Raw genomic sequence first — 14,858 nt, forward strand, 5'->3', positions numbered from 1 at the left:
ATATTCCTATGTCCTCATGATTCCGCTTCGTGGGGAACTGTTCGACAAATGCGACTTGCCTTGGGGAAGTCGAGAAAAATGGTCAGCTGGGACAAGTGGGACGGCGTTCGGTTACGAACCGGGAACGGTTTTCATTGGCGACAACCGTGCGCCTTGAAGTGACAATCACTTTCACCTAGCGTCCGTCGCGCCCCCACCGATCGGCGTAACCACGCAGAGGGCCGTCACGCCCTGTTGAGGAGACCGTTCCGCGATGACCATTCAGCTCATCGGCAACCGCCGGCGCCGCGCGACCGGCCTGACCACGGCCGCGGCACTGGCCGTGGTGCTGACCGGATGCGCCACGTCGGCGCCGGCCCAGAACACCGGTTCCACCGGGTCGAACACCAAGATCGCCGTGGTGGCCGCGGAAATCTTCTGGGGCAGCATCGCCACGCAGCTCGGCGGTGAGCACGTCACCGTCACCAGCATCATCGACAATCCCGACACCGACCCGCACGACTACGAGCCGACCCCGGCTGACGGCCGGACCCTCGCGTCGGCGCAGTACGCGATCGTCAACGGGATCGGTTACGACCCGTGGGCGCCGAAGCTGGTCGCGGCCAACCCGAACGCCCAGCGCACCGTGCTCACCGTCGGGGACCTGGTCGGAGTCAAGGAAGGCGGGAATCCGCACCGCTGGTACTCGCCCGACGACGTGCACAAGGTGATCGAGCAGATCTCCGCGGACTACAAGAAGATCGACCCCGCCGACGCGGCCTACTTCGACACCCAGAAGCAGACCTTCGAAACCCAAGGGCTGGGCCAGTACACGACGCTGATTTCCGACATCAAGGCGAAGTACGCCGGTACCCCGATCGGCGCGTCGGAATCCATCGTCTCACCGCTGGCCGAGGGACTCGGGCTGAAGATGCTCACCCCGGACAGCTTCCTGACCGCCATCAGCGAGGGCAGCGACCCGACCGCCGCGGACAAGTCCACGATCGACGCCCAGATCAAGGGCAAGCAGATCAAGGTCTACGTCTACAACAGCCAGAACTCCACCCCGGACGTGCAGGCCCAGGTCGACGCGGCGAAGGCGGCCGGGATCCCGGTGGCCACGGTGACCGAGACCCCGGACCCGGCCACCGCGTCGTTCCAGGACTGGCAGACCAAGCAACTGCAGGGCATCGAGCAGGCCCTGGGGCAGGCCACCGGCAAGTGAAGATTCCGAACGCGGCGACCGGGACGGCGGCGGGCGAAGTCCCGTCGCCGTCGGGCGCGTCGACCGGTCAGGACGTCATGCAGCACACCGAACCCGTGATCTCCCTTCGTGACGCCGCGGCGAGCGTCGGCGGCCGGACGCTGTGGAGCGGGGTGACCCTGTCGGTGGCGCCCGGTGAGTTCGTGTCCGTGCTGGGACCCAACGGGGTCGGCAAGTCGACCTTGATCAAGGTGGTTCTGGGGCAGTGGCCGGCGGCCGGCCGGGTGCGGGTGCTCGGCGGCGCGCCGGGGCACGACAACCATCGCATCGGCTATCTCCCGCAGCGCCGCAGTTTCGACGCCTCCCTGCGGATCCGCGGCGAGGACGTCGTCCGGCTGGGCTGGGACGGCGACCGGTGGGGCATCCCGCTGCCGTTCGTGAGCCGGTTCAGCGCCCGTCGCCGTGCCGCGGACGCGCGGATCGCCGAGGTCGTCGACCTGGTCGGCGCGTCCGCGTACGCGCAGCGCCCGATCGGGGAGCTCTCCGGCGGCGAGCAGCAGCGCCTGCTCATCGCCCAGGCCCTGGTGCGGCGGCCGGCGCTGCTGTTGCTGGACGAGCCGCTGGACAGTCTCGACCTGCCCAACCAGAGCGCGGTCGCCGCGCTGATCAGCCGGATCTGCCACGACGAGCAGGTCGCCGTCGTCATGGTGGCCCACGACGTGAATCCCATCCTCGGCTACCTGGACCGCGTCGTCTACATCGCCCACGGCGGCGCCGTGGCCGGGACCCCGGACGAAGTCATCACCAGCGAGACATTGACGCGGCTGTACGGCACGCCGATCGAGGTGCTGCGCAGTTCCGACGGCCGGCTGGTGGTCGTCGGCGGCCCGGAGGCCCCGGCCGTCCACACCGACCGCCACGACGGCACGGCGAGCGGAGACAGTGGTGCTGCTCGCTGACGCGGTGTCCGGGCCGAGCTGGGACCTCGTCGCCGACATCCGGGAACTCTGGTCGTTCCCGTTCATGGTCAACGCCTTCCGTGCGGGCACGATCGTCGCCGTCGCCGCCGCGGTGATGGGCTGGTTCATGGTGGTGCGCCGGCAGACCTTCGCCGGGCACACGCTGGCCGTGGTCGGGTTCCCCGGTGCGGCCGGAGCCACCCTGATCGGCGTGGGCGCCGGCTACGGGTACTTCACGTTCTGTGTGCTGGCCGCGCTGGTGATCGCCGCGATTCCGCGTGGTGGCCGGGAAAGCTACGGACACGAGTCGGCCGCCACCGGCACCGTGCAGGCCTTCGCGCTGGCCTGCGGGTTCTTGTTCGTCGCGCTGTACAAGGGCTTTCTCAACGGCGTCAACGCACTGCTGTTCGGGACCTTCCTCGGCATCACCGACGCGGACGTCGTGACCCTGCTGGCCGTGACGGTGCTGGTGCTGGTCGTGATGGTGGTGCTGGGGCGCCCGCTGCTGTTCGCGTCCGTCGATCCGATCGTCGCGGCCTCGCGGGGTGTTCCGGTCCGCGTCCTGTCGGTGGTGTTCCTGGTGCTGCTGGGCACGGCGGTGGCCGAGGCCAGTCAGATCACCGGGACGCTGCTGGTGTTCGCGCTGCTGGTGATGCCCGCGGCCACCGCGCAGGCACTGACCGCCCGGCCTGCCCTCAGCCTCGCGGTCGCGATCGCGCTCGCCGTGGCGATCACCTGGCTCGGCCTCGGGGTGGCCTACTACTCGCCGTATCCGATCGGGTTCTTCGTCACCACGATCGCCTTCATCCCGTATGTGCTGGCCAAGCTGACGCGCCGGCGGGTCGGCGCCCGGCGCCGGTGGGCGCAGCGGGCCGGGAGCCTCGCGTGAACGTGCTGGTCGCCGCGTTCGAGCATCCGTTCTTCGCCAACGCGTTCCTGGCGGGCACCATGATCGCGGCGGCGTGCGGCCTGATCGGGTACTTCCTGGTGCTGCGGGCCCAGGTCTTCACCGGTGACGCGCTCAGCCACGTCGCGTTCACCGGCGCGCTGGCCGCGCTCGCGTTCGGGCTCGACCTGCGGATCGGGCTGTTCACCGCGACGATCGCGATCGCGGTCCTGATGGGTGCCCTGGGGCGCGGGGGACACCCGGACGACGTGGTGATCGGCAACATCTTCGCCTGGATCCTCGGGCTCGGCGTCTTCTTCCTCACCGTCTACACGACCAACCGCAGCACCGCCAACGGCGCGGCCGGGGTGAACGTCCTGTTCGGATCGATCTTCGGGATCAGCTCGGGCAACGCGGTCGCCGCCGCGGTCATAGGTGTCGTCGTGTGCCTGCTGACGCTGCTGATCGCCCGGCCGTTGCTGTTCGCCACGCTGGACCCGGCGGTCGCCGCCGCGCGCGGGCTGCCGGTGCGGTTGCTCGGGCTGGGGTTCCTCGCGCTGGTCGGCGCCTGTACGGCCGAAGCCACCCAGGCGGTCGGTGCGCTGCTGCTGCTCGGCCTGCTCGCGGCGCCCGCCGGAGCTGCGGTCCGGCTCACGACGCGTCCCTACCGGGCGTTGAGCCTGTCCGCCGCGCTGGCCGTGGGCGACATGTGGGCCGGGCTCGGGCTGAGCTACGCGATCCCGAAGCTGCCGCCCAGCTTCGGCATCCTCGCCGTGGCATCCACCGGCTACGCCGTGGTCCTCACCGCATCCGCACTCCGCCGCCGCAGCACCAAGGCCCCGAGCTCCGCCACGCCATGACCGGCTCCGGCCCGCGCCGGAAGCACTACGAGACCCGGCAGCGACAAGCCGTTCTCGACGCGCTTGCCCGGGCGCCCGGCTTCCTCAGCGCCCGGGCCCTGCACGACCAGCTGCGCCTCGACGGCCGGCCGGTCGCGCTCAGCACCGTGTACCGGGCGTTGCACGCCTACGCCGAGGCCGGCCGGATCGGCATCACTCGCACCGCGGTCGGTGAGCACCTGTTCCGCCTCGCGCCCATCGCCGGACGCAGCCACTACCTGGTGTGCCGTGCCTGCGGTGCCAGCGTTCCCCTCGATGCGCACATCCCCGGGGACTGGGCGGTCGCCGTCGCCGCGGAGCACGGATTCGCCGACATCCACGTCGTCATCGAACTCGCCGGGCTGTGTCCGACGTGCGGAAATGAACCAAAGGACAGCATCCGGCGTAAGTCCTTGTGTACGGACGTGAGAGCGTCCGTGCCGGAGGTGGAAAGGGAAGACCTCCGAAGCCGCGCAAACCGGAGGTACCACCCGTGACGACGACCGAAGCGGCCCCGGTCCGGGGTGAGCGCGACGACCCGGACCGGCCGGACGGCTGGCACTTCGATCCACTCCTCATCCTCGTGCTGGTCCTGCTTGTCGGGTTCCTGCTGCAGAGCCCGATCCGCCGGGTGTTGTCCGCGCCCGCGATGCAGAACTGGATGACCGTGTTCGTCGCGGTGGCGCTGCAGGCCCTGCCCTTCCTCGTCCTCGGTGTGCTGCTTTCGGCCGTCCTCGCGGTGTTCGTCCCACCGGCGTTCTTCGCCCGCGCGCTGCCGAAGAAGCCGACGCTGGCGGTGCCGGTCGCCGGGTTGGCCGGGGTCGTCCTGCCTGGGTGCGAGTGCGCGTCGGTGCCGGTGGCCGGGGCGCTGGTCCGCCGGGGCGTGACTCCGGCGGCGGCGCTGACGTTCCTGCTCTCGGCCCCGGCGATCAACCCGATCGTGCTGACCGCGACCGCCATCGCGTTCCCCAACGCCCCGCAGATGGTGCTCGCCCGGTTCGTGGCGAGCCTGCTCGCGGCGTGCGGGATGGGCTGGCTGTGGCAGCGGCTGGGCCGCACCGACTGGCTGCGCCCGCCGGCTCACCGGTCCTTCGACGGCCTCGGCAAGGGAGAGGCGTTCTGGGGATCGGTCCGGCACGACGTCGTGCACGCCGGTGGTTTCCTCGTCGTCGGCGCGATGGCCGCGGCCACGCTCAAGGCCGTGGTGCCGGCGAGCTGGCTGCACACCGCGGCCGCCAACCCCGTGGTCTCGGTCCTCGCCCTGGCGGTCGTCGCGGTGCTGCTGTCGATCTGTTCGGAGGCCGACGCGTTCGTGGCCGCGTCCCTGACCCAGTTCTCGCTGACCGCCCGGCTGGCGTTCCTGGTCGTCGGGCCGATGATCGACCTGAAGCTGTTCGGGATGCAGGCGGCCACGTTCGGCCGCGGGTTCGCGCTGCGGTTCGCCCCCGTCACCTTCGCCGTGGCGATCGGCGTCGCCGCGCTGGCCGGGGCGGTCCTGCTGTGAACCGGCAAGCGCAGGCGGTCCTGCTGGCCCTGCTCGGCGGGGCCGTGCTCTACGCCGGCAGCACCGACCTGTTTCAGCGTTACGTCAAGACCGGATTGCGGCCCTTGCTGCTCGGCGCCGGCATCGTCCTGATCGCCGCGGCCGCGGCCACCGTCTGGTACGAGTGGCGCGCGTCCCGGAACAGTCGGTCCGAACGTGGTCACGACCACCGCGAGCGGCGGATTTCCTGGTTGCTCGTCGTGGCGTTGTTCGCGCTCGTCCTGATCAGGCCGCCGGCGCTGGACTCCTACAGTGGCCTGCGCGCGGGCACCGCGGTGCCCGCGCCGTTCGGGTTCCCCGCCCTCCCCGCCGCCGGCCCGCTCTCCCTCGGCGTACTCGACTACGCCGGCCGCGCGATCTACGACCACGGACGTTCTCTGCAGGGGCGGCAGATCGAACTGACCGGCTTCGTCGCTGTCGACCAGGGCGGTGCGGTCTACCTCATCCGCATGATCCTCAACTGCTGCGCCGCGGATGCCCAGCCGGTCAAGGTCGGCCTGACCGGCCAGGTTCCGCCCGTCCTGCAACCCGACACCTGGCTCGACGTCACCGGCACCTACACCGGCAAGCAGACCACCGACCCGATCAACAACGGCGCCGTTCCCTTCATCGACGTCCAGCAAGCCAGGCCGGTCCCCGCCCCATCCGACCCGTACGAAAGCATGGGGTGACGGTCCCGGTGGGACCGGCTGCGCAGGTGGCCTGACCGAGCGCAACGTAGGCAGAGCGGGAGAGGTGGCCGGGCGTGGGTTCCGGAGAGTGGTCGGCTGTTCTCCCGGCCGCTGCCGTGCGTGGTGGTGCCGGCCGGCACCGGACGCCGTTTCGCCGCGCTCGACGGATTGCTCGTCGGGTCCGGTCGCGCCACCCGCTGACCGTGCTCGTGGTGGCGGCGTTGGCGCTGGTGGTGGCCGCGACGCCGGTGGCCGCGCAGGACCAGCCGCCGCTGCCGAGCGTGCCGCAGAGTGCCGAGATCCAGCTCAAGGTCGAGCGCGACGGCTCGCTCTCGGTCGCCGAAGCGATCTCCGTCCCGGACGGCGTCACGATGGACCGCCGCGTCCCGCTGCGGGTCGCGGCGCCGCGCCACCACGACCGCGTCTACGGCGTGCGCGACGTCGTCCTGGAAGGCCGCGGGACGGCGAACGTGGACTCCGGCGCGTTCACCGTCCACCTCACCTCCGGCGCGTCGATCGTCCGGTACACAGTGGACGGTGCGGTCGACGGGAACCGGGTCACGTGGGAACTGGCCGGCGGCTGGAGCGCCGACCTGAAGTTCATTCGGGCCTCCTTCGCGGCGCCCAGGATCCCCACCGCCGTCGACTGCCTCGCCGGCCCGCCGGACTCGGACTTCCCGTGCGCCGCGGCGCAGATCGACCACGCCGGGCTGACGCGGTTCAGCCAGCAGAACCTGGCCGCGGGGCAGCGGATGACGGCGACCGTCGAGCTGCCCGCGGGCACCGTCCCCGCGAACGCGGAACTCGTGCCCGCCAAGACGATCGCCGGTGCGTTCGTGCTCACCGCCCCGGTCGGCTGGGCCTGGACGGCCTTCGGCGTGCTCCTGCTGGCCGCGGCCGCGCTCGTGGTGTTCGCGCGCCGCCGGGACGCTGGGGCGGGGGAAGCGCCGAAGGCGGAGCTGGTCGCGAAGGGCGGCGAGTTCGCGTCGCCCGAAGGCGTCCTGCCGGGCCACGCCGGCCTGCTGCTGCACGGCCGCGCCGGGGCCGCCGATCTCGCCGCGACCGTGCTCGACCTCGCCGTCCGCAACTACCTGTGGGTCAGCGCCGAGGACACCGGCTGGCGCCTGGTCCGCCGCAACCCGCCCGACGAGCACCTCACCACCTTCGAGCGGGCCGTGTTCGACGCCGTCGTGCCGGAGGACTCGGTGGCGCTGGCCGAGCTGCGCAAGAACCACGTCACCGTCGCCTCGGAGGAGCTGTACGCCGACGCCGCCCGCCGCGGCTGGCTCGCGCGCCGGCCGAGACGACTCGGCCGCGCCGGAATCCGGCTCGCCTTCTACGGCGTGTTCCTCACCGTCTTGCTCGCGCTGACCGTCGGCTACGCCCAGCTCGGCGTCATCGTCGCCGCGGCCGGGGTCGCCGCCGCCGTCGCCTCGGCCGCCCTGCCCGCGCGCCGGCGAGCCGGTGCGGAACTGGCGGACCGCCTTCGCGGCGTTGCCGCGGAACTCGCGTCGGTAGCGCCCCAGGATCTGACGGAACCCCAGCGCCAACTGGTGTTCTCCCGCGCGTTGCCGTACGCGCTCGCTCTGGGCGAGCTGGGACCGTGGGTGGCCGCGTTCGACGCCCTCGACCACCCGCCGCCGGTCTACTGGCACGACGGCGACAGCACCCCTGACCAGGCCGGATGCTTCGCGACGGCCCTCGCGGGCACCTTCGCCCCCGCCCGACGCGGCCGCCTCCTCGACACCGTGGCCCGGGACACCGGCTCTCTTCTGCCGGCCGAAACACCGGAAACCGCGCGGTCCTCATAGGGATCGGGTCGGGCACCACTCGTCCGACCGGGGCCAGCTGCTCAACCAGAGCCCTAAGCTGCGCGACTGCTAGTCGCGCAGCGCCGGCAGCACCTGCGCACCCAGCCGGGCGATGGTGGCCAGGGTGCGATCCCGGCTGCCGCTGCCTTCCACCATCATGATCACGTGGTCGATGCCGGTCCGTTCCGCGCTCTCCCGCAGCCGCGCCACACACAGCTCGGGACTGCCCACGGGGTGCAGCGAACACAACAGGTCGGTGTAGGCAACGGGATCCCGGGTCGGGCCGGGGCGGCCGTCCACCGGCGTGTGGGCCGTCAACCCGGCGGCCAGCCAGCCCGGCATCGCCGCACGCAACTCCCGCACCGCCTGCTCTCGGTCGTCGGCGACGTGGGCGAGCACCGCGGACACGTGCTCCACCGCGGCCGGATCACGGCCGGCCGCGGTGGCCGCCCGCGCGTAGTGGCGCACCATGGCCACCTTCTCCTGGTCGCTGATGTGCATGCCCAGCAACATGGGCAGCCCTCGCGCCGCCGCGAGTTCGACGGTGGCGCTCGAGGTGCAAGCCACCACGACCGGCGTGTGCGGCACTGACAGCGGCGCGGGCACGATCGGCACCTCGCGAAACGCGAAGTGCTCCCCGCTCGCCGTCACCGTCGGCCCGGCCAAGGCGGCCAACAGCAGGTCCAGACTCTCGCCGAAGCCACGCTCGTAGCGATCCAGGCCGGTGCCGAAGACCTCCAGGTCCACCCACGGCCCGCCGCGTCCGACGCCCAACCGGAACCGGCCACCGGAGACCTGGTCCAGCAACGCGGCTTGCTCGGCCAACGCGACCGGGTGCGCGGTGGACAACACGCTCACCGCCGTGCCCACCGCGATGGCACCGGTGCGGCCCAAGACGTGTGCGGCGAAGGTGATTGCCGACGGGCACACCCCGTAGGGCATGAAGTGATGCTCGGCGATCCAGACATCGTCGAACCCGGCTGCCTCGGCGCAGCTCGCCGCGTCGACCGAGCGGCGCAGGGCCGCGCCGTCGTCCTGGCCGGGAAAGCGGCCCGCCAAAAGGAAAACCCCGAATCTCGCAACCATTCCGATATTCTCCACGCCGATGGCCGGGTGCGAGCCGGGACCGGCTGGAAGCCCACAGCCATCGCTCCACGCAGAAGCGGTGATTCAGTGGACGTGGACCAAGTCCCACGCCGGGAACGGGTCCGCCCCGGTGGCGACCGCGCCGAGGCAGTCCCGCAGGGCGGCCAGCAGCGCGCTCCCGGCCAGGTCGACGCCGATGAACACCAGCTCCTGGGTCGGTTCCCCGGCCACGCCGTGGGGTTCGAACCGTGCCACCGCGCCCGCCTGCGACCACAGCCCGGTGACGCCGGGCCGGGACGCCAGCGTGAAGAACCCCTTGGACCGAAGTACCGTCCCGAACTCGCCGGAGTCCAGTCGCCGCGCCACGAAGTCCCACAGCGGGGCCGGATCGAACGCCCGCGACGCGCGGAACACGACGCTGGAGATGCCGTACTCCTCGGTCTCCGGCACGTGGTCGCCGTTCAGCTCGGCCACCCAGCCCGGCGCCTCCTGCGCCTTCGCCACGTCGTAGCGGCCGGTCCCGAACACCCGCTCCAAGGGGACGTCCCCGAAGCTGCCCGTGACGACGTCGGCCGCCGGGTTCAGCCGCCGTAGCACCGCCACCAGCCGCTCGACGTCGGCCGCGGGGACGAGGTCGGTCTTGTTCAGCAGCAGGACGTCGGCGAACTCCACCTGGTCCACCAGCAGGTCGCTGACCGTCCGCTCGTCATCTTCGTACTGGTCGAGCCGCCGCTCGGCGAGTGAGTCGCCGGTGGCCAGTTCGCGGGCGAAGTTCGCCGCGTCCACCACCGTCACCATCGTGTCGAGGCGCGCGAGCGGGTCCAGGAACGAGAACGTCGCCGCCACCGGCATCGGCTCGGAGATCCCGCTCGACTCGATCAGCACGTGGTCGAAGCGGTCGTCGGCGCACAGCGCCGCCACCTCCTCGAGGAGATCCTCGCGCAGTGTGCAGCAGATGCACCCGTTGGTCAGCTCGACCAGGCGCTCCTGCGAGCGCACGAGCGCGGCGTCGATGTTGACCTCGCTCATGTCGTTGACGATCACGGCGACGCGCACCCCGGACCGGTTGGCGAGGATGTGGTTGAGCAGCGTCGTCTTGCCCGCGCCGAGGAACCCGGACAGGACCGTGACCGGAACGCTCACCTTTCGAGCCGGTGGAAGTGCTTGATCAGGCGGCGGGGGACGAGTTTCGTCTCGCCGTCGACCTTGATCGGTACCAGATCCGGCACCGCGGCCTTCCATTGCGCACGCCGGGAGCGGGTGTTGCTGCGTGACTTCTTGCGCTTGGCGACGGCCATCAGCGGTTGCCTCGCTTTCCGTAGCGGCGGTGGAACTTTTCGACCTGGCCGGCGCTGTCCATGATCCGCTGGGTGCCGGTCCAGAACGGGTGTGACCAGGAGCTGATGTCGACCATGACGAGTGGGTAGGTGCGGCCGTCGGTCCATTCGACGGTCTTGTCGGAGGTGATGGTGGAGCGGGTCAGGAATGCGTCGCCGGTGGCGGAGTCCTTGAACACGACGGCGTGGTAGTCGGGGTGGATTCCGGATTTCATCGCTCTTCCTTTCGATTCGCCGCGGTCGCTTCGGTTCGCGCCGGGTCGCTGTCTTCGCAGGGTTCTTCGTGCCAGTCGCCGAAGGGGTCGGGGTAGCGCTGCCACTCCGCCGGGCCGGCGGCCAGTTCTTCGTCGGTCAGTAGAGCGCCGCGCAGGGCCGCGTCGATCTCGTCCGGCGTTGTCTGGTCCGTCACCACGACGAGCTCCTGCGCGCGGTCGCCGTGCACCGGGTGCCAGCGCAGGGACGCCAGGGTGCGGCGCTCGGGGGAGACGTCCGTCCACTCCGGACCGTCGGGTGCGGCGAGCCACGGCCCGGCGTGGCCGATGCCCAGGCCGCCGCCGGCCGATTCGATCCAGAACGCGACGTCGGGCTGGCTGGCCACCCAGGCGCGGCCGCGGGTGCGGACGACGCCGTCGAGGAGCACGTCGAGGGCGTCGTGCAGCCGCTGCGGGTGGAACGGCCGCTGGGCGGTGAACGTGACCAGGCCGATGCCGCAGTCGACGTGCACCGGCGGTTCGCCGCGCAGCAGCGCGCCGTGCAGGTCGGTGACCTCGCCGCGCCGGGCGTTCGCCGGGACCGCGTCGAGGACGCTGTGCCCGTCGATGCGGTTCAGTTCGACGCGGGGGACCGACGGCGCGACCCGGTCGAGGACGGCGGACGCTTTCGCGGCGGTCCACGCGTCGGTGGCGGCGCCGGCGAGCACGAGGACGTCGGCGAACTCGGCCTGCGACAGCGCGACCTGCGCGACGGTGCGTTCGTCCTCCGGGCTGGCTTGCAGATTCCGCTCGGCGGGGACGTCGTCGCCGGTCGCGTCGGCGAGGAAGGTCGCGCAGTCCACGACGGCGAGCACCGCGCGTAGGTCGACGTCGTCGCTGACCGGGTGGTCGCCGACCAGGACGTTGCGGATCGCCCAGCTGACCGGCTCGGGTTCCATGGCTTCGTCGAGCCGGACGACGATCCGGCGGACCTGCGGCATTCGGGCGAGGTGGCGTAGCAGCGGGAGGAGGTCCTCGCGCAGGGTGCAGGACACGCAGCCGTGGGCGAGTTCGAGGACGGTCAGCTGGTCGCGCTGCTCGAGCTGCAGGCGGCGGCGGACGACGCCGGAGTGGATCTCGCGCAGGTCGTGGTGGACGACGGCGGTGCCCGGCTCGGCGATGCGCAGCAGTTCGGCGAGTGTGGCGTTCGGTCCCGGGGCGAGGCCGGTCACGAGGATGAGCGGGACGCGGGGGTCAGGGGTCACGGGGGCTCCAGGAATGCGGGCGGGGTACGGTGCGTACAGTAGATGAAAACGAAAACCACTATCAACTCGGGAGGGTCCGTGTCCGCCGTGTGCCAGGTCACCGGCCGTAAGGGCGAAGGGGGTGAGGCTGTGATGGCGAAGTGCACCGACGTCCGCCCGGTGGTCAAGCTGCGGTCCACCGCCGCGTGACGGGATTAGTGCCCAGCAACAGAAACAGGTCGCCACGGCGATCAAGGACGCCCGCGAGATGGCACGATTGCCGTATCCCGTGGCAGGCCGTACAAGCTGAACAGCGACGCGTATCGGGCGGCGCGACCGTGGGCGCCGCGAGGGATGCACTGATGCCGTGCCTCAGGGCCAGGCTCAGCAGGTGCCGTTCTGCACCGGGTAGTGGATGACGACCGCGCCACCGGTGGCGTAGTTGGCGACATCGGCAGCCACCTGCCGGCCCTGCGGAGACTCCCTCGCGGCGGTCATTGCCGCGGCGTCAGCGAACTCGGCCTCGAAGACCGCGAAGTACGGCGTCTGTCCCTGCGTCGCTGTCACCTCGAAGCTGTAGCGCCACGCGAGCAGGCCGGGCATGCGCGTGACCAGCGGGAGGTGGTTGCTCACGTAGTAGTCGCGGAAGTGGTCGGGATCGGCGGGCTCGGGATACAGGACCACCAGCTTGTGCATGACGACCTCCGTTCAGCGGCGAGCGACCACGACACCCGGAGTGCGCGATCACCGCGAGGCGGACAGTAGATCAGACTCCACGCCAAGATCCAGTGCAGTGCGGACGAGCCGTCTGCTCCGAGACCGTCGCCGCTCGACGGCGTACGGCGGCACGGCCCCGTGCGAAGTTTCCGAGTGCTCAGCGCCGTGGTCGCGCACCCGTTGGCCGGACGTCCCCGTTTCGTCACAGCGTCGCAACACGATACGGCCGGTAATCGCGCAGGGTGGGCCGCGTCACCGAATCGGCGGGAACTCGGCGCAGCCGGCAGCCGACTGATAGCTGCGAGGCAGGCGAAAGGAGCTCGATGTCCATCGACCAGAGCGAAGACCGCACGGCCGAGGCACCGCCCGAGCCCCGGTTGACCTGGGCGGCGGTTCGCCCGCTGCTGGTGCGGCTGCATTTCTACGCCGGGGTGTTCGTCGGCCCGTTCCTGCTGGTCGCGGCGGTCACCGGGCTGGCGATGTGCGCGGCCATGGTCGCGATGGTGTGGCCGGCCACGATGGGCGTGGCCGGCCTGCCGCAGGTGGTGCTGTTCGGGCTCGCCGCCGCGTGGTTCGCCGTGGCCGCCGCGCGGGGCGCCGCGCACGAGGGCCGGTGGCACCCCGGCTACCACGCGGCGATGATGCTCGCGATGGTGTGGATGGTGTTCGCCATGCCCCGCGCCGTGGTCGGCAGCGGGGCCGCGACGACGATGGACATGCCGGGAATGGAGGGCATGGCCATGGCGCTTCCGTCGGCCGGCGGCGGAGTGCCCGCCGACGTGGTGATCGTCGCGCTGACGCTGGCGATCGCGTTCTGCCTGGCGGGGATCGCGTTCCTGGTCCGGGTCGTCGACGCGGCACGGGTCGCGCCGCCGTCGGTGCGCACGGCCGGGTGGGGTGCCGACGCCCTGATGGGCCTCGGCACCTCCGTGCTGCTGCTGGCGATGCTGTGAGGTCAGGCCGGCGTGAGAAGAAGCTGGTCGAGCACCCCGGCCTTGACGTCGGCGACCAGGACTTCGAGCTGGTCCACGCTCATTTGGATCTGCTGGCCGAAGTCGTCGGTGATGACGATCCGCCGCTCGGCGGGCGCGTCTTCGGCTACGTAGAGCTCCGGACAGCCGCAGTTGCACTGGCCGCAGAACGTCGCGACGTGACGCAGGGAGGGGTCCATGGTCGTTCTCCTCGGCTCGGAGGGCACTTCGGTCACTGCCACCGGTCGAGTAGTCGGACGCGGCCGCGGAATGGTTCCCCGATCAGCCGATCAGGTGACGCAACCCGGAGGAAGAGCCTTCTGAAGGTGCTGCGTATTCTCGGCGCTGGTCACCCCCTGTCGCTGCCACCGAACATCGACGGCGACCACGGAGAATCCATGTCTTCCGAGACGACCACACCCGCTGCGCAGAGCGTCGAACTCAAGCTCGACGGCGCGCTGGCCACCCCGGTGGTCTTCCGGGCCGCGGCACCGTTCCACCGGGCGGTGTGGTGGAACCTGCGGCACGGTTCGTCCAGTATGGACACTCTGGTGTCGCCGGACGCGCTGCGCCTGGCGCACCGCACCCTGGGCACGATCCGCGGCAACCTCGCCTGGGCGTTCGGTTACAACCTCGCCGCCATCCCGATCGCCGCACTCGGCCTGCTCAACCCGCTCATCGCCGGCGCCGCCATGTCGCTGTCGCCCGTGCTGGTCGTGTCCAACAGCCTCCGCCTGCGAAACTTCGCCGGCACCGGGGAAGTCCCCATCCGTCACGAAATCGAGGAAACCGCATGAAGATCGCCAGGCTTTTCGCCGCTGCCTTGCTCGCGTTGGCCGGGTTGCTGGCCTTCGCCGGGCCCGCGTCCGCCCATGCCGCGCTGAAGTCCAGCTCACCGGCCGAGGGCGCGAGTCTCGCGGCCGCGCCCAAGAAGGTCGACCTGACGTTCGAGGAGGCCGTGACGCTGCAGCCGGACCCGATTTCGGTGACCGGTCCGGACGGTGCGAAGTGGACGGTCTCGACGCCGACGGTGACCGATGCGACGATCACGGCCGCGGTGGTCCCCAGCGGCCCGGCGGGGGCGTACACGCTGACGTACAAGGTCGTCTCGGACGACGGTGACAAGGTGACCGGCGCGGTGCACTTCACCCTCACCGCGCCCGCTTCGCCGCCCACCACGTCCAGCTCCGCCGCACCGACGTCGTCCTCGGCGGCGCCGGTCACGACGGCGTCGCCGACCCCGGCCGCGTCGAGCGACACCAGCGGGGGTGTCCCGGCGTGGGTGTGGATCCTGATCGCGGTCGTGGTCGTCGTGGCCGCGGTGGTGGTCGGGCTGCGGCTGCGGCGGTCCCGGCAGTAGGTCCGCGCGGATGTCCGGGAA

At 71.2% G+C, this 14,858-nt stretch carries 17 protein-coding genes and 2 pseudogenes; 12 read left to right on the plus strand and 7 right to left on the minus strand.

Translation table 11 applies throughout. The features are described from left to right. Positions 1–253: 253 nt before the first annotated feature. The 8 genes from OG738_RS24700 (at position 254) to OG738_RS24735 (ending at position 7,931) form a co-directional block, all read left to right on the plus strand. The gene (locus OG738_RS24700) at positions 254–1,204 is read left to right on the plus strand and encodes a metal ABC transporter solute-binding protein, Zn/Mn family (RefSeq protein WP_329044423.1); all 951 of its coding nucleotides are present in this window, start codon (positions 254–256) and stop codon (positions 1,202–1,204) included. After that, a complete protein-coding gene (locus tag OG738_RS24705) occupies positions 1,201–2,142 on the plus strand; it encodes a metal ABC transporter ATP-binding protein (protein ID WP_329044424.1) in 942 nt (313 codons plus the stop codon). Before OG738_RS24700 ends, OG738_RS24705 begins: the two co-directional genes overlap by 4 nt. Then, positions 2,129–3,031, plus strand: coding sequence for a metal ABC transporter permease (locus OG738_RS24710; RefSeq protein WP_329044426.1), 903 nt, complete (start codon positions 2,129–2,131; stop codon positions 3,029–3,031). Before OG738_RS24705 ends, OG738_RS24710 begins: the two co-directional genes overlap by 14 nt. Further along, the gene (locus OG738_RS24715) at positions 3,028–3,888 is read left to right on the plus strand and encodes a metal ABC transporter permease (protein ID WP_329044427.1); all 861 of its coding nucleotides are present in this window, start codon (positions 3,028–3,030) and stop codon (positions 3,886–3,888) included. The genes OG738_RS24710 and OG738_RS24715 overlap by 4 nt, the downstream gene beginning before the upstream one ends. Then, positions 3,885–4,403, plus strand: coding sequence for a Fur family transcriptional regulator (locus OG738_RS24720; RefSeq protein WP_329044428.1), 519 nt, complete (start codon positions 3,885–3,887; stop codon positions 4,401–4,403). The genes OG738_RS24715 and OG738_RS24720 overlap by 4 nt, the downstream gene beginning before the upstream one ends. Next, the gene (locus OG738_RS24725) at positions 4,400–5,410 is read left to right on the plus strand and encodes a permease (protein ID WP_329044429.1); all 1,011 of its coding nucleotides are present in this window, start codon (positions 4,400–4,402) and stop codon (positions 5,408–5,410) included. The genes OG738_RS24720 and OG738_RS24725 overlap by 4 nt, the downstream gene beginning before the upstream one ends. Beyond that, on the plus strand, positions 5,407–6,120 hold the full coding sequence (locus OG738_RS24730; protein WP_329044430.1) for a TIGR03943 family putative permease subunit: 714 nt from the start codon (positions 5,407–5,409) through the stop codon (positions 6,118–6,120). The genes OG738_RS24725 and OG738_RS24730 overlap by 4 nt, the downstream gene beginning before the upstream one ends. A gap of 203 nt (positions 6,121–6,323) precedes the next feature. Then, a complete protein-coding gene (locus tag OG738_RS24735) occupies positions 6,324–7,931 on the plus strand; it encodes a DUF2207 family protein (RefSeq protein WP_329044431.1) in 1,608 nt (535 codons plus the stop codon). Between the two features lie 69 nt (positions 7,932–8,000). Here OG738_RS24735 and OG738_RS24740 read toward each other — a convergent pair whose 3' ends face one another. The 5 genes from OG738_RS24740 to mrf all read right to left on the minus strand — a co-directional run bounded on the left by OG738_RS24740 (position 8,001) and on the right by mrf (position 11,810). Continuing rightward, complete coding sequence (locus OG738_RS24740; RefSeq protein ID WP_329044432.1) at positions 8,001–9,017, minus strand: LLM class flavin-dependent oxidoreductase; 1,017 nt, start codon at positions 9,015–9,017, stop codon at positions 8,001–8,003. Between the two features lie 84 nt (positions 9,018–9,101). Then, positions 9,102–10,160: a GTP-binding protein gene (locus tag OG738_RS24745; RefSeq protein ID WP_329044433.1), complete on the minus strand. Its 1,059-nt coding sequence runs from the start codon at positions 10,158–10,160 to the stop codon at positions 9,102–9,104. Continuing rightward, positions 10,157–10,315, minus strand: a complete 159-nt coding sequence (gene rpmF / locus OG738_RS24750) for a 50S ribosomal protein L32 (protein ID WP_329044434.1) — start codon at positions 10,313–10,315, stop codon at positions 10,157–10,159. The genes OG738_RS24745 and rpmF overlap by 4 nt, the downstream gene beginning before the upstream one ends. After that, the gene (locus OG738_RS24755; RefSeq protein WP_329044435.1) at positions 10,315–10,569 is read right to left on the minus strand and encodes a type B 50S ribosomal protein L31; all 255 of its coding nucleotides are present in this window, start codon (positions 10,567–10,569) and stop codon (positions 10,315–10,317) included. Before OG738_RS24755 ends, rpmF begins: the two co-directional genes overlap by 1 nt. Next, a complete protein-coding gene (mrf, locus tag OG738_RS24760) occupies positions 10,566–11,810 on the minus strand; it encodes a ribosome hibernation factor-recruiting GTPase MRF (RefSeq protein ID WP_329044437.1) in 1,245 nt (414 codons plus the stop codon). Before mrf ends, OG738_RS24755 begins: the two co-directional genes overlap by 4 nt. A gap of 190 nt (positions 11,811–12,000) precedes the next feature. Between mrf and OG738_RS24765 the strand changes: the two are divergent. Beyond that, positions 12,001–12,099 (plus strand): annotated as a pseudogene (locus OG738_RS24765) (30S ribosomal protein S18); the annotation flags it as partial. Between the two features lie 74 nt (positions 12,100–12,173). Here OG738_RS24765 and OG738_RS24770 read toward each other — a convergent pair. Further along, positions 12,174–12,485, minus strand: a complete 312-nt coding sequence (locus tag OG738_RS24770; RefSeq protein WP_329044438.1) for an EthD family reductase — start codon at positions 12,483–12,485, stop codon at positions 12,174–12,176. A 344-nt stretch (positions 12,486–12,829) separates the two neighbouring features. On the opposite strand from OG738_RS24770, the gene OG738_RS24775 reads away from it, so the two are divergent. Continuing rightward, positions 12,830–13,459: a DUF5134 domain-containing protein gene (locus tag OG738_RS24775; RefSeq protein ID WP_329044439.1), complete on the plus strand. Its 630-nt coding sequence runs from the start codon at positions 12,830–12,832 to the stop codon at positions 13,457–13,459. A gap of 2 nt (positions 13,460–13,461) precedes the next feature. On the opposite strand, the gene OG738_RS24780 is transcribed toward OG738_RS24775, so the two are convergent. Beyond that, positions 13,462–13,677 (minus strand): hypothetical protein, encoded by a 216-nt coding sequence (locus tag OG738_RS24780; RefSeq protein WP_329044440.1) that lies wholly within the window; start codon positions 13,675–13,677, stop codon positions 13,462–13,464. A 342-nt stretch (positions 13,678–14,019) separates the two neighbouring features. Here OG738_RS24780 and OG738_RS24785 point away from each other — a divergent pair. Together OG738_RS24785 and OG738_RS24790 are read left to right on the plus strand one after the other, a co-directional pair. Beyond that, positions 14,020–14,274, plus strand: a pseudogene (locus OG738_RS24785) (heavy metal translocating P-type ATPase); the annotation flags it as partial. Next, a complete protein-coding gene (locus OG738_RS24790) occupies positions 14,271–14,837 on the plus strand; it encodes a copper resistance CopC family protein (protein ID WP_329044441.1) in 567 nt (188 codons plus the stop codon). The pseudogene OG738_RS24785 and the gene OG738_RS24790, both read left to right, overlap by 4 nt. Positions 14,838–14,858 lie beyond the last annotated feature (21 nt).

The sequence above is a fragment of the Amycolatopsis sp. NBC_01488 genome (assembly GCF_036227105.1).
Taxonomy (GTDB): domain Bacteria; phylum Actinomycetota; class Actinomycetes; order Mycobacteriales; family Pseudonocardiaceae; genus Amycolatopsis.

What these genes read in the sequence shown, in the direction of transcription:
- OG738_RS24700 (WP_329044423.1), top strand. Translation starts at nt 254, where the DNA reads ATGACCATTCAGCTCATCGGCAACCGCCGGCGCCGCGCGACCGGCCTG.
- OG738_RS24720 (WP_329044428.1), top strand. Translation starts at nt 3,885, where the DNA reads ATGACCGGCTCCGGCCCGCGCCGGAAGCACTACGAGACCCGGCAGCGA.
- OG738_RS24740 (WP_329044432.1), bottom strand. Translation starts at nt 9,017, where the DNA reads ATGGTTGCGAGATTCGGGGTTTTCCTTTTGGCGGGCCGCTTTCCCGGC.
- rpmF (WP_329044434.1), bottom strand. Translation starts at nt 10,315, where the DNA reads ATGGCCGTCGCCAAGCGCAAGAAGTCACGCAGCAACACCCGCTCCCGG.
- OG738_RS24755 (WP_329044435.1), bottom strand. Translation starts at nt 10,569, where the DNA reads ATGAAATCCGGAATCCACCCCGACTACCACGCCGTCGTGTTCAAGGAC.
- OG738_RS24770 (WP_329044438.1), bottom strand. Translation starts at nt 12,485, where the DNA reads ATGCACAAGCTGGTGGTCCTGTATCCCGAGCCCGCCGATCCCGACCAC.
- OG738_RS24775 (WP_329044439.1), top strand. Translation starts at nt 12,830, where the DNA reads ATGTCCATCGACCAGAGCGAAGACCGCACGGCCGAGGCACCGCCCGAG.
- OG738_RS24780 (WP_329044440.1), bottom strand. Translation starts at nt 13,677, where the DNA reads ATGGACCCCTCCCTGCGTCACGTCGCGACGTTCTGCGGCCAGTGCAAC.
- OG738_RS24790 (WP_329044441.1), top strand. Translation starts at nt 14,271, where the DNA reads ATGAAGATCGCCAGGCTTTTCGCCGCTGCCTTGCTCGCGTTGGCCGGG.